The organism is Streptomyces sp. WM6378, assembly GCF_001279695.1.
Classification (GTDB): domain Bacteria; phylum Actinomycetota; class Actinomycetes; order Streptomycetales; family Streptomycetaceae; genus Streptomyces.
The window spans coordinates 49,110-61,414 of sequence record NZ_LGDD01000059.1 but is presented as its reverse complement, the minus strand read 5'-3'; the positions used below and the strand labels follow the sequence as shown (position 1 = coordinate 61,414).

Genomic DNA, 12,305 nt, shown 5'->3' with positions numbered 1-12,305 from the left:
TCAGGCCCGGGCACGCCGGGCATAGCGGCCCGGCGCGGTACCCACCACCCGCTTGAAGTGGCGGGTCAGATGGGACTGGTCGTAGAACCCGGTGGCGCGGGCCACGTCACCGGGCGCCAGTCCGTCGAGGAGCAGTCCCCGGGCCCGGTCGACCCGACGGGCCGTCAGATACTGGTGCGGCGCGATGCCGAACTCCGCGGTGAAGGCGCGCACCAGATGTGTCGGGTGCGCGTGCACCAGGCCCGCGGCCTCCTCCAGGCTCACGCCGTCGACGACCCGGGCGTCGAGGAGGTCTCGCAGGCGCCGCGCCACCGAGCGGCCGGGGCCTGCCGAACCGGTCACGTGCCGCGGGCGCAGATGGTCGCGCAGCCGCTCGGCGATGAGCGCGAGCCTGCTCTCGGCCTCCAGCTCCTCACCGCGGAGCGCGAGGGCCGTGTGCAACTGCCCGACCCGGCGGCGCAGTACGGCGTCCACGAGGTCGGGGCCGTCGACCGCGGGCGCGATGAAACTCTCGTCGAGCTGGGTCCGCTCCAGGTAGACCACCCGCTTGCGAAAGCCCTGGGCGGTGGCCGCGGAGCCGTTGTGCGGCACGTCCGGCGGGAGCAGGGTCACCGCGTCGCCCGGAGTGCCGCGTTCGTGGCGGTCCAGGTCGTAGCGCACCGCGCCGTCGTCGACGATCAGCAGCGTCCAGCTGTCGTGGACGTGCATCGGGTAGGAGTGCTCGGTGAACCGGGCGTGGAAGACCTCCACGACCCCGGCGACCCGGGGCCGCCAAGCGGAGATCTCCTGTCCTGCGGTCATGCAAGGAACGTACAAGACGCGGCGTGGGCGGGTTCGGCAGTCTCAGTCCATGACATCCGAGTCCATGACATCCGACAGTGCGCCCGTACGTTTCGACACGAAGATCGCCGTGCTGCTGCGCGACGACCTGCACATCTGGCAGCGGCTCAATGTGACGGCCTTCCTGGTCAGCGGGCTCGGCACGGCGCTGCCCGAGATCATCGGCGAGCCGTACGCCGATGCCGACGGCACCCCCTACCTCCCGCTGTTCCGTCAGCCGGTCCTCGTCTTCGAGGGGAGCAAGGAAGTCCTGCGCGCGGCCCACACCCGCGCCCTGAGCCGCGAGCTGCCCCGGGCGGTGTTCACGAGCGACATGTTCAGCACGGGCAACGACGCGGACAACCGGGCGGCGGTCCGGGCCGTGCCCGGGGCCGACCTCGATCTGGTCGGTCTGGCCGTCCACGGGCCGCGCAACGCGGTGGACAAGATCCTCAAGGGGGCGCGCATGCACCCCTGACCCGGTTCCCGGTCAGGGCAGGCGGACGGTCACCGTGAGGCCGCCGCCCGGGTTCGCCTCGGCCGTGGCCCGGCCACCGTGGGCGCGCGCGATGGACGCGACCAGGGCGAGACCGAGACCGGCGCCCTCGCCGGGCGCGTGCCGGCGTTCGTTCAGGCGGCGGAAGGGTTCGAAGAGCTCCGGCACCGCGTCCTGCGGCACGGCCGGGCCGGTGTTCGTGATCCGTAGCGTACGGTCGGCCGCGACGAGGGCGATGTGGACGCTGCCGTCACGGTGGTTGTAGCGGAGCGCGTTGCCGATGAGGTTGCGGCTCAGATGGGTGAGCAGCACGGGGTCGCCCTCGACGGTCAGGGGTTCCAGCGCGGTCGTGAAGGTGATGCCGCGTTCACCCGCCTCGTCGCGGTGTTCACCGGCCACGGCGGCCACGCTCTCGTCGAATGCCACCGGTTCGCGGCGCTCCAGCCCCTGGTCGGTGGCGGCGAGCAGCAGGAGCGAATCGATCAACTGCTCACTGCTGTCGGCGACTTGGAGGAGTTCGCCGCGGATCCACCTGATCCGCTCGGGGTCGGGGTCGACGAGGCCGATCTCGGCGGCGGCCCGCTGAACGGCCAGCGGGGTGCGCAGTTCATGGGCGGCGTTCGCGGCGAACCTCCGCTGGGCGCCGACCAGTTGCTCGATCCGGCCCAGCATCTGGTCGAAGGTGTCGGCGAGCTGCTTGAGCTCGCCGGGCGGTCCCTCCAGGTCGATGCGCTGGTGCAGGTTCTCGCCGGAGAGCTTGCGCGCGGTGGCGGTGATGAGGCCGACCGGGCGCAGCACCCGTCCCGCCATCCACCAGGCCAGGAACACCGAGAGCACGGCGAAGACGGCGAGCGCGATCCCGGAGACGGTCAGCAGGCGGTTGAGGGTGGTCGCCGCGACGACCTGAACCACCTGCGTCCTGGCGTGCTCGCCGGCCTGCTCGGACGGGATGAGGTCGCCGGGCGGGGTGGCGGTGGGCTGCGGCGAGGTCCGGCCGCCGGGCACGACTCCCGTGAAGGCGGTGCCGATTCGGTTGTCGAGGCCGTCCTGGACGAGTACGTAGATCACGCCGACCAGGACGCATCCGGCGAGCAGGAGCAGCCCGCCGTACAGGGCGGTCAGCCGGGCCCGCTCGGTGCTGGGCAGCAAGCGGCGGATCACCGCTCGGCCCGCCGGGCGCCCTCGACGCCGTCCGGGTCCCGGGCGATGCGGTAGCCCACTCCGGGGACGGTTTCGATCACCGCCGGCTCGCCGAGTTTGGCGCGCAGCCGGCTGAGGGCGACCCGTACCGGATTGGTGTCGTACCCGGCGTGTTCCTCCCACACCTGCTCGATGAGGTCCTCGCCGCTGACCACCCCGCCATCGGCCCGCATCAGGGTTTCCAGGACGGCGAACTCCTTGCGGGTCAGGGTGAGTTCGCGTCCGTGGCGGCTCGCTCGGCGGCGAGCGGTGTCCAGGACGATGCCGGCCCGTTCGATGACCGGGGGCAGTGCGGGCCGGGCTCGGCGGCCGAGCGCGAGCACCCGGGCGAGGAGTTCGTCGTACGCGAACGGCTTCGTGAGGTAGTCGTCGGCGCCGAGGCCGAGACCCTCGACCCGGTCGCGCACGGTGCCCGACGCGGTGAGCATGAGCACCCGGGTGAGCAGTCCCTCGGCCACGACTTGGCGGCAGACCTCGTCGCCGTGCAGGCCGGGCAGGTCGCGGTCCAGCACGAGGACGTCGTAGTCGCCGAGCTGTGCCTTGCGGAGCCCGCTGAGGCCGTCGAGGGCGACGTCCACCGCGATCGCATCGCGGCGCAGGCCCTCGGCGATCATCGTGGCCAGGAACGCCTCGTCTTCCACCACCAGTACGCGCATGCCCCCCTGTCTACCTGAAACGGGCCTTTCGCCGTTGTTACGCGGGGCGACGGCGGGCGCCGTAAGGGAAACGAAACAGCGCGTTCCTGGACGCTCTCCTCGGCCGCCGCTCGGCGGCCGGCGCGCGCTGCCGCGTCCACGCATGTCCGCGAGGAGAGAAACGATGAGGAACCACCGGCTCACCCTGGTCCTGGCATCCGGAACGGCAGGTCTCGCCCTGTTCGCCTCCGGCTGCTCCGGCTCGTCGGGCGGCGGCTCCGGCAAGGATTCGGGTGCCTCCGACGACGGCTCCGGCGGGGACTCGTCGGCGGCCGACAAGGCGCAGGCGCTGCGCAGCTGCCTGCGCAAGCAGGGCATGGACGTGCCCGACCTCAAGCCGGGCGAGAACCCGTATGCTCAGGCCCTCTCCCAGCCGCAGGGCACCTCGGCGGACAAGTGGAACCAGGCGCTCAATGCGTGCGGCTCGGGTGTCGAGGGAGGCGGCGGCACCGGCGCTCCCGACCCGAAGCAGCAGGACCAGCAGGTCAAGATCGCCCAGTGCCTGCGGGGCAAGGGCTTCGACATGCCCGACCCGAAGGTCGAGGGCGGCCACAGCAGCGGCTTCAGGATTCCCGACGGTGCCGACAAGGACAAGTTCATGAAGGCCCTCAACGAGTGCGCCGCATGAGGCCCCGGACCATGATCGCGGCGGGGGTCGCGGTGGCGGCCGTGACGGGCGGCGGGTTCGCCGTCACGGGCCTCGCTCAGCCCGGACCCAAGGACTCCGCCCAGCGCCAGACCGGCCTTCCGCCCGCCACCGCGCCCATCCAGCAGGGCGATCTGGTGAGCAGCGCCAGCGTCGACGGCACCCTCGGCTACTCCCGCGAGAGCAAGCTCAACGCGGGCGCGGGCGGCACGCTGACCTGGATCGCGGGCAGCGGTTCCAGCATCGGACGGGACGAGAGGCTGTACGCGGTCGACGGGAAGGACGTCCGGCTGATGTACGGGACGGAGCCGATGTACCGGGTCCTCAAGAGCGGCGACAAGGGCTCCGACGTACGGCAGTTGAAGACGAACCTGCGGGCTCTCGGATACGGCGGCGGGCTTGCCGACGACGAGACGTTCACCCCCGGAACCGCCGATGCGGTCAAGCGCTGGCAGAAGGAGCACGGCCTTGCGCAGAGCGGTCGGGCGGGGCCGGAGCAGATCGCCTTCGCCACCGGTCCTGTCCGGGTGCAGAGCGCGGACGCCGCAGTGGGCGACCGCACCGCACCCGGCCAGAAGATCATGACGACGACCAGTTCCGACCGGGTCGTACAGCTCCAGCTCAAGGTGTCGGACGCGGCCCTCGCCAAGACGGGCGGCAAGGTGCGGGTGGAGCTGCCCGACGGGACCACCACCTCGGGCACGGTGTCCTCGGTCGGCGCGAGTGCCAAGGCGGGCGACGACCCGAACGACAAGACGCCCCGGATCGCGGTGACCGTCACCTTCGACGACCCGGGCAAGGTCAAGGGCATCGACAAGTCCCCCGCGACCGTGAAGCTCAGCGGCGAGACCCGCAAGAACGTGCTGAGCGTGCCGGTCGGCGCGCTGCTCGCGCTCGACGACGGCTCGTTCGGGGTGCAGGTGGTGGCGGACGGCAAGGCGCACGAAGTGAAGGTGAGGCTCGGCATGTTCGCGCAGGGGCGGGTCGAGATATCCGGGGACGGGTTGCGCTCGGGGCTGCGGGTCGGGGTGCCCTCGACATGAGCACTGTCCCCCTCACCCAGCCGCCGGTCGTCGAACTGACCGGCGTGACCAAGGAGTACCCGGGCCCGGTCGCCGCGTTGCGCGGGGTGGACCTCACCGTCGAGCGGGGCGAGCTCCTGGCGATCGTCGGCCCGTCCGGCTCGGGCAAGTCCACCCTGCTGCACATCATCGGCACCCTCGACCTGCCGACCGCCGGGTCCGTGACCCTCGCCGGTCACGACGCGGCGGCCCTCACCGACCGGAAGCTCTCCGCCCTGCGGGCCCAGCACATCGGCTTCGTCTTCCAGGCCTTCCACCTCGTACCGGGCATCAGCGCGCAGGACAACGTGGCGGAGGGGCTCCTCTACTCCGGGCTGCCGCGCGCCGAACGCCGCAAGCGGGCGGCCGTGGCCCTTGAGCGAGTCGGCCTGGGCGACCGTATGCGGCACCGGCCGCACGAATTGTCAGGGGGGCAGAAGCAGCGTGTGGCCATCGCCCGCGCCGTCGTCGGCGAGCCCGATCTGCTGCTCGCGGACGAGCCGACGGGCGCGCTCGACTCGGCGTCCGGCGCGGCGGTGATGGAGCTCATCCACGAACTCAACCAGGAGGGCGCGACCATCGCCGTGATCACCCACGACACGGAGATCGCGGCACGGCTGCCGCGCCAGGTGCGGATCCGGGACGGGCGGGTGGTCGAGGACATCGGCCCGGGTGCCGCGGACGGCCGCGCGATCGAGGACAGCGGGCCAAGGACGGCTCCTGTGCCCGAGGACGTCCGATGAGCGGGCGGCCGGCGCTCAGGCCGGCCCGGCTCGGCCCGCGCGACCTCCTGCACACCGGCGCCGCCGGAATGCGCAGCCGCCCGCTGCGGGTGGTGCTCTCGGCGATCGGCATCGCGATCGGCATCGCCACGATGATCGCGGTGGTGGGCATCTCGGCGTCCAGCAAGGAGCAGTTGCTCCGGGAACTCGACAAGCTCGGCACCAACATGCTGGTCGTGACCCCCGGCACGGACCTGCTGACCGGGAAGCCGGTGCCGCTGGCGAAGGACGCGGCCGGGCGGGTGGGGCGGATCGCCGGAGTGGAGCACGTCGGCGCGACGGGCTCGGTGCCGCAGACCGTACGCCGGTCGGAGAAGATCCCCGACAGCATCACCGGCGGCATCCAGGTCCAGGCGGCGACCGACGGCCTGCTCACCACCCTGCGCGGCACGATGCGCAGCGGGACCTTCCTCAACTCGGCCACCGGGAAATATCCGTCGGTGGTGCTCGGCGATGTGGCAGCCGGCCGGCTCGGCATCACCGCACCCGGCCAGCAGGTGTTCATCAACGGCCAGTACTTCACGGTGCTCGGCATCCTCGACCCGCTGCCGCTGGCCCCCGACATCGCCCGCTCGGCCCTGGTCGGCTGGGACGTCGCCACGAGCCGCCTCGGTTTCGACGGCCACCCGACGGCCCTCTACGAGCGCTCCGCCGATGCCTCGGTCGACCGGGTCCACGACCTGATCCCGCGCACGGTCTCACCCGAGACGCCGCGCGACGTCAGCGTCACCGACCCGTCCTCGGGTCTCCAGGCGAAGGCCGCCACCGAGGGCGCGTTCAGCAGCCTGCTGCTCGGGCTCGGCGGGGTCGCGCTCCTGGTCGGCGGGGTCGGCGTCGCCAACACCATGATCATTTCCGTTCTGGAGCGCCGCTACGAGATCGGCCTGCGCCGTTCCATCGGCGCGACCCGGGGCCAGATCCGGGGCCAGTTCGTCACCGAGTCACTGCTCCTGTCGGGGCTCGGCGGCGCGGCCGGCATCGTGCTCGGCGGGGCCGCGACAGCGGTGTACTCGGCGTCGAGCGGCATCCCCTGGGTGATTCCGCCGTGGGCGGTCGCGGGCGGCTTCGGCGCAACGCTGGTGATCGGGACGGTCGCCGGACTCTATCCGGCGGTTCGCGCATCCCGGCTGTCTCCGACGCTCGCCCTGCACTCCGCCTGAGCGTCCCGGTCCGCGCCGTGCGGGCCGGGCCCGAGAAATCCCGGCCCGGCGCGCAAGGCGCAGCCCCGCACGTGAGGTATACGACGCCCGACACGCCGGTACACCCGGAATGCGCGCGCACCCTCGGAGGTTGTCCCCGCGTACGGCCGGGGCGGTACCGGCCGGGGGACGCACACGGAGAACGGAATACACAGCCATGGGTGAGTTGATCCTCGTACGTCACGGGGAGACCGAATGGTCACTGTCGGGGCGGCACACGAGCTACACCGACCTGCCGCTCACGGCACACGGGGAAGAGCAGGCCCGCGCGGTCGCGCCGCTGCTCGCCGACCGGCCCATCGGCCTCGCCCTGGTCAGCCCGCTCCAACGGGCCGTGCACACGGCCGAATTGGCCGGGTTCAAGAACGCCCGCATCACCCCGGATCTCCACGAATGGGACTACGGCGGCTACGAGGGCATCACCACCGTCGAGATCCACCGCGGCCGCCCCGACTGGAACCTGTGGACCGACGGCGTCGCACCCGGCCCTGCCGACCATCCCGGCGAGAGCCCGGCCGAGGTCGGCGCGCGGGCCGACCGGGTGCTGGTCGAGGCCGAGGCCGCCCTGCGCGCGAGCGACGAGGACGTCGTCCTGATCGCCCACTCCCACTTCCTGCGCGTCCTGACCGCCCGCTACCTCGGCCTGCCCGCTTCGGGGGGCGCACTGTTCGTCCTCGACACGGGCGCAGTGTCCCGCCTCGGCCGCGAACACGACCGCCCGGTGATCACCGCCTGGAACACGGTGCTGCAGCACACGGCGAACTGAGCGGGCCGGCCGGAGGCCCTGCGTCTACCCGGATCGGGCGTGTGCCTGCGCCCCGTCGGACCGGGTTCAGCCACACCCCCCTCAGGCCGCCGCGACCGCCGCACGGGCCCTGCGCAGCGCCAGCGCCGCCAGGGCCTGCGGGGCGCCGGCCTGTCCCCGGATCCCGGGGAACGCGTTGATGTCGACGATCAGCGGGGTGCCCTCCACCGTGTCTATGACGTCGACCCCGTAGACGTCGAGGCCGAAGACGTCGCCGACCTCGACCACCAACTCGCCCCAGCCGGGCGGGAGTTCACCGAGTGCGAGCGGCACCGTGGGACCGCGGCCCCCGGGGGCGAGCTCGGAGCGGCGCAGTGCCGCGAACACCGTGCCGTCGATCACCCAGAGTTTGTGGTCGTACCCGTTGTTCTCCGCGAACTCCTGCGCCACGACGGGTTCGTCCGCCCATGCGCCAGCCAGCTCGGCCAGCCGGCCCGGGCTGTCGACACGGGCGACGAGGTCGTGCCGCCTGCTGTGGCGGCTCTTCACCACCAGCGGACCGGTCGACCCCGCATCGGCCGCGAGCTCGGCCAACGAACCGAACGTGCGGGTCGCCGAGAAGGGCAGCCCCGCATCGCGGGCCCGCTCCGCCATGGCCGTACGGTCCTGGCACAGGGCGGTCGCCTCCGCCGAGTTGATCACCACGGCCCCGCGGGCCTCCAGCCCCCGGGCCAGCGCGAGAGCCCGGGGCGTGCGCGACTTCAGCAGGTAGACGTCCGCGAGCCGGCCGAGCACGGCGGCGTCGGCCGTCTCCGGGTGGACCGTCACCACCCGGTGTTCGCGGCCGAGCAGTTCCGTCGTGGCGGCGAGCAGCGGATGGCCCGGCTCGGGCGTGATCAGCCCGACCGTCGTCGTGTTGCTCACCGGCCCTCGCCCGCCCCCGCCGAGCTCCGGACGGGCTGTGCCCCGAACGGCTGCTCCGGGATCCGCCCCGCGCCGGACACGAAGGCCGCGGCGGCGACCTCGCTTCCCGTGCGGGCCAGTTCGAGCACTGCGCGGGCCACCTTGGCCGCCGCGTCCGGGACCTGACGGAAGCTCGGGAAGTCGTTCACGTCGACGACCACCGGCCCGTCCGGGCCGAGCAGCACGTCCACGCCGTACAGGTCGAGTCCGTAGACCGCGCCGACCTGGTCGACGATGGCCGCCACCTCGGCGGGCAGCGGGACATGGCGTTCGCGGACGCCCTGGTCGGGGTGGAGCGGTGAGCGGCGCTCGGTGGCGTACAGCTCGCCTCCGACGCAGTACACCTTGAGGTCGATGCCCGAGTTGGAGACGTACGGCTGGGCTATGAGCATCCCCTCCCCGGCGAGGACGGGCAGCATCGCGGCGAGCCGGTCCGGTGACGGGACGAGGTGCACGGCGCGCCCCGAGCTTCCGTCGGCGGGCTTCACCACCAGCGGGTACTCGGACTCGGGTATCTCCGTGAGCAGTTCGGGCCGGGCCGCCGCGTACGTCATCGGCACCGGCAGGCCCCGGCTGCGGCCGATGGCCGAGGCCAGCGCCTTGTCCCGTACCCCCCGGATGGACCGCACGTCGTTGACCGTGGTCAGGCCCACCGCGGCGGCGGCTTCGAGGAGCGGGAGCCCTGGGCCGCCGGAGACCGTCTTGAGCACCCAGGCATCGTGACTGCCGGCTCGGACCGCCTCCGACATCCGCAGCAGGGACCCGCCGGGGCGCACCACGTCGACCTGGTGGCCCCAGGCGTCGAGTTGGCGGATCACCTCGACGGGCATGCCGTCATGGCGGTAGTGCTCTTCCACCAGGAAGCAGAGCCTCATCGACCTTCCCCGTAATGCCCGGACGTCCGCCGATCCCGTCCGGCGAGCTGTGACGTCACAGGATGTCATGGACTTCGGCCGGGTCGACCGCCCACCCCGGCCCGGCTACTTTTCCCGGCGTAGCCGCCTCAGCAGACTTCGCGGGACGGGCGCTCCTGCCTCCTTCGGGGTGGGCTTGCGCCGCGTGCGTTCGGGCCCGGCAGGGCGCGCCGCGGGGGCAGCGGTCCGTGGGCCGGTCCGCCCCAAGGGCCGCGGCGCGGGTGGTTCCACGCCGGCCGGGGCACCCCGCTTCGTCACCGGCTCCACGGCCGCCGGGATGCCCCGCTGCGCCGCCGGGTCTCCGATCGGGCGCGGCGCCGGGCACTGGTCGCGCGCGTCCGCGAGAGCCTCCACCAGGCGCAGCCGGTACCACTCGACCTCGTCCGGTTCTTCCGCCAGGAGCACCCGGTCGACGATGCCCTGGGCGATCGCGGACTCGGGGTGGATCCTGAACGTCTCGGGCTGCAGACGTCTGAGGCACGCTCGCTCGTAGGGGTCCCGGACGATCTCGGCGAGGTGTGCGCTGTCTAGGGCGGAGGCGACAGCGGCCGCCTGTTCCCACTGGTCGTCGGTCTGGCGGGCCAGCATGGCGACCCTGCGCCCGCGCCAGTTGCGCGCCCGCCAGTCCTGGCCGCCGTCGGGCTCCGGATGGCGGCCGCTCAGCAACTCCGGCTCTCGCAGGGCAAGTTCGACCAGTTCGTCGGCCAGGTAGAGCCAGACGACCGCCCGGTATCGGTTGAGGTAGCAGCGCACCGGGGTGAGCCGCCCCGTGCGGGCCAGTTTGGTGAAGCGCCCCGGTGCGATGCCGAGCAGGTCGGCGCCCTCGCCGGTGCCGACGGTCCGCACCCGTTCGCGAAGGCCCTCGGGGAAGTCGGCTGCGGCTCTCAACCGGGCCACCTCCCGCGCCGTGACCCGGCGTTGCCCGCCGCCCGGATCCGGGACGGTGCGGATGTGCCCGAGCTGGACGGCCAGCTCGAACTCGCCGCGCTTCAGCTCCAGTTCGCGGGCGGCGGCGCCGGGTGCGAGCCGCGGCCCGGGCGGCGGCGCCGCACCCGCTGCGATGGCGGGCGCGACGGCGTTCTTGGTCGTGACAGTGGTGACGGCAGTCATCGGATCCTCCCCCGTGAGGAACGAGTACGCGAGAGACGAATACTCTCGGTGACGACCGTAACCCGCCGCGCGGACATCCCGCGCGGCCTGTGGACAACTCAAATCGAGCGCGCGGAACGCCGGTTCACCAGCTCAGATCACCGGCTCAGAGCTCGGTCACGCCGAAGTTCCCCGGCTGCCGCGCCGCCACCGAGAGGTGCTCGCCGACGCGGTTGACCAAAAGGGTCATCTCGTAGGCGATCTGGCCGATGTCGGCCTCCGCGGAGGCGAGCACGCACAGGCAGCTGCCGTCGCCGGCCGCGGTGACGAAGAGGACGCCCTCGTCGAATTCGACCATCGTCTGGCGGACCTTGCCGGCCCGGAAGTGCAGGCCCGAGCCCTTGGCGAGGCTGTGCAGTCCGGAGGAGACCGCGGCCAGGTGCTCCGCGTCCTCGCGCTTCAGGTCGGCGCTCGCGGCGGTGACCAGACCGTCGTTGGACAGCACGATCGCGTGGCGTACGTGCTCGACCCGCCTGGTCAGGTCGTCGAGCAGCCAGTCGAGTTCCTTGTTCAGTGCCATGTCAGGCCTCCCCGCTCATGCAATTCCCCGTTTCCCCGTTCTCCTGCCACCCTTCACCACCGGCGCGCCACGGGCAAGCGGTGCCGGGCCCCGGGGAGTCGCGCGGCGGCGCGGGCGGCGCATCAGCCGACCGAGTCGAGCAGGCGCGCCGTGTGCATGCGCCCCGCGTATTCGACGAGCCGTATCAGCACCTCCTTCCCGGAGTCGCGGTCGCGGGCGTCGCACAGCACGACGGGGGTGCCGTGGTCCAGGTCGAGGGCCGCCGACACGTCGGCGGCACCGTAGGAGCGGGCTCCGGCGAAGCAGTTGACGGCGACGACGAACGGGATGCGGCGGTGCTCGAAGTAGTCGACGGCCGGGAAGCAGTCCTCCAGGCGGCGGGTGTCGGCGAGGACGACGGCGCCCAGCGCTCCTTGGGAGAGCTCGTCCCACAGGAACCAGAAACGATCCTGCCCCGGCGTGCCGAACAGGTAGAGGGACAGGCCCGAGCGGATGGTGATCCGGCCGAAGTCCATGGCGACGGTGGTCGTGGTCTTCTGGTCCACGCCACCGGTGTCGTCCACCGACTCCCCTGCCTCGCTCAGGAGTTCCTCGGTACGCAGCGGCCGTATCTCGCTGACCGCTCCGACAAGGGTGGTCTTGCCCACTCCGAATCCGCCCGCGACGAGGATCTTCAGCGCGAGGGCGGGGGTGGGTTCAGAGGGCTCGGAGGCCATCGATCACTTCTCTCAGGATGATCTCGTCGGGCAGTTGCGCGGGCGGAACGGGCCGGCTCACGACCACGTGGCCGGCTTCGAGCAGGTCCCCGACGAGGACGCGGACGACGCCGACGGGCAGGTCCGCGTCGGCGGCGAGTTCGGCGACGGACTGGGTCTCCTTGCGGCACAGGACGAGCAGCGCCCGGTGCTCGGGGCCGAGGAGGGATTCATCGGCGGGCTCGGGGCCGTGCGGAGCGGCGAGCGTGACGAGCGCGATGAGGTCGAGGCGCACGCCGCTGGGGCCGGGTGCGGTGCGGCCGCCGGTCATGGCGTACGGGCGGACCAGCGGCCCCGCTTCGGCGTCGTACCAGTGGCTCGGCCGGTACGCGGGGCCTTCCGGCCGGTGCTCGTTCATGGG

Annotated in this window: 15 protein-coding genes; 6 read left to right on the top strand and 9 right to left on the bottom strand. The window is 72.5% G+C overall.

Annotated features, from left to right (window positions below):
* Nucleotides 1-801 (bottom strand): helix-turn-helix transcriptional regulator, encoded by an 801-nt coding sequence (locus ADK54_RS08375; RefSeq protein WP_053724903.1) that lies wholly within the window; start codon nucleotides 799-801, stop codon nucleotides 1-3.
* Here ADK54_RS08375 and ADK54_RS08370 point away from each other — a divergent pair.
* The gene (locus ADK54_RS08370) at nucleotides 800-1,297 is read left to right on the top strand and encodes a DUF2000 domain-containing protein (protein WP_078966212.1); all 498 of its coding nucleotides are present in this window, start codon (nucleotides 800-802) and stop codon (nucleotides 1,295-1,297) included. The genes ADK54_RS08375 and ADK54_RS08370 overlap by 2 nt on opposite strands.
* 12 nt (nucleotides 1,298-1,309) lie before the next feature.
* Here the strand turns inward: ADK54_RS08370 and ADK54_RS08365 are convergent, their stop codons facing one another.
* Entirely contained in the window at nucleotides 1,310-2,464 is a 1,155-nt protein-coding gene (locus tag ADK54_RS08365; protein ID WP_324610144.1) for a HAMP domain-containing sensor histidine kinase, read from the bottom strand.
* 8 nt (nucleotides 2,465-2,472) lie between these two features.
* Entirely contained in the window at nucleotides 2,473-3,171 is a 699-nt protein-coding gene (locus tag ADK54_RS08360; protein ID WP_053724901.1) for a response regulator transcription factor, read from the bottom strand.
* A 163-nt stretch (nucleotides 3,172-3,334) separates the two neighbouring features.
* Between ADK54_RS08360 and ADK54_RS08355 the strand changes: the two genes are divergently transcribed.
* The 5 genes from ADK54_RS08355 (at nucleotide 3,335) to ADK54_RS08335 (ending at nucleotide 7,664) form a co-directional block, all read left to right on the top strand.
* The gene (locus ADK54_RS08355; protein WP_053724900.1) at nucleotides 3,335-3,838 is read left to right on the top strand and encodes a hypothetical protein; all 504 of its coding nucleotides are present in this window, start codon (nucleotides 3,335-3,337) and stop codon (nucleotides 3,836-3,838) included.
* Nucleotides 3,835-4,899 (top strand): peptidoglycan-binding protein, encoded by a 1,065-nt coding sequence (locus tag ADK54_RS08350; protein ID WP_199826901.1) that lies wholly within the window; start codon nucleotides 3,835-3,837, stop codon nucleotides 4,897-4,899. The genes ADK54_RS08355 and ADK54_RS08350 overlap by 4 nt, the downstream gene beginning before the upstream one ends.
* Entirely contained in the window at nucleotides 4,896-5,660 is a 765-nt protein-coding gene (locus ADK54_RS08345) for an ABC transporter ATP-binding protein (RefSeq protein WP_053724898.1), read from the top strand. The genes ADK54_RS08350 and ADK54_RS08345 overlap by 4 nt, the downstream gene beginning before the upstream one ends.
* The gene (locus ADK54_RS08340; protein WP_053724897.1) at nucleotides 5,657-6,859 is read left to right on the top strand and encodes an ABC transporter permease; all 1,203 of its coding nucleotides are present in this window, start codon (nucleotides 5,657-5,659) and stop codon (nucleotides 6,857-6,859) included. The genes ADK54_RS08345 and ADK54_RS08340 overlap by 4 nt, the downstream gene beginning before the upstream one ends.
* 196 nt (nucleotides 6,860-7,055) lie before the next feature.
* The gene (locus ADK54_RS08335) at nucleotides 7,056-7,664 is read left to right on the top strand and encodes a histidine phosphatase family protein (RefSeq protein ID WP_053724896.1); all 609 of its coding nucleotides are present in this window, start codon (nucleotides 7,056-7,058) and stop codon (nucleotides 7,662-7,664) included.
* A gap of 81 nt (nucleotides 7,665-7,745) precedes the next feature.
* On the opposite strand, the gene ADK54_RS08330 is transcribed toward ADK54_RS08335, so the two are convergent.
* The 6 genes from ADK54_RS08330 to ADK54_RS08305 form a co-directional block, all read right to left on the bottom strand.
* Nucleotides 7,746-8,567, bottom strand: a complete 822-nt coding sequence (locus ADK54_RS08330) for an ATP-grasp domain-containing protein (protein ID WP_053724895.1) — start codon at nucleotides 8,565-8,567, stop codon at nucleotides 7,746-7,748.
* A complete protein-coding gene (locus ADK54_RS08325) occupies nucleotides 8,564-9,481 on the bottom strand; it encodes an ATP-grasp domain-containing protein (RefSeq protein ID WP_078966211.1) in 918 nt (305 codons plus the stop codon). Before ADK54_RS08325 ends, ADK54_RS08330 begins: the two co-directional genes overlap by 4 nt.
* Nucleotides 9,482-9,586: 105 nt before the next feature.
* Nucleotides 9,587-10,630 (bottom strand): DUF6397 family protein, encoded by a 1,044-nt coding sequence (locus ADK54_RS08320; protein WP_053724894.1) that lies wholly within the window; start codon nucleotides 10,628-10,630, stop codon nucleotides 9,587-9,589.
* A 145-nt stretch (nucleotides 10,631-10,775) separates the two neighbouring features.
* A complete protein-coding gene (locus ADK54_RS08315; RefSeq protein ID WP_053724893.1) occupies nucleotides 10,776-11,189 on the bottom strand; it encodes a roadblock/LC7 domain-containing protein in 414 nt (137 codons plus the stop codon).
* A 122-nt stretch (nucleotides 11,190-11,311) separates the two neighbouring features.
* Nucleotides 11,312-11,905, bottom strand: coding sequence for a GTP-binding protein (locus ADK54_RS08310; RefSeq protein ID WP_053724892.1), 594 nt, complete (start codon nucleotides 11,903-11,905; stop codon nucleotides 11,312-11,314).
* Nucleotides 11,886-12,302: a DUF742 domain-containing protein gene (locus ADK54_RS08305; RefSeq protein WP_053724891.1), complete on the bottom strand. Its 417-nt coding sequence runs from the start codon at nucleotides 12,300-12,302 to the stop codon at nucleotides 11,886-11,888. The genes ADK54_RS08310 and ADK54_RS08305 overlap by 20 nt, the downstream gene beginning before the upstream one ends.
* Between the last annotated feature and the right edge of the window lie 3 nt (nucleotides 12,303-12,305).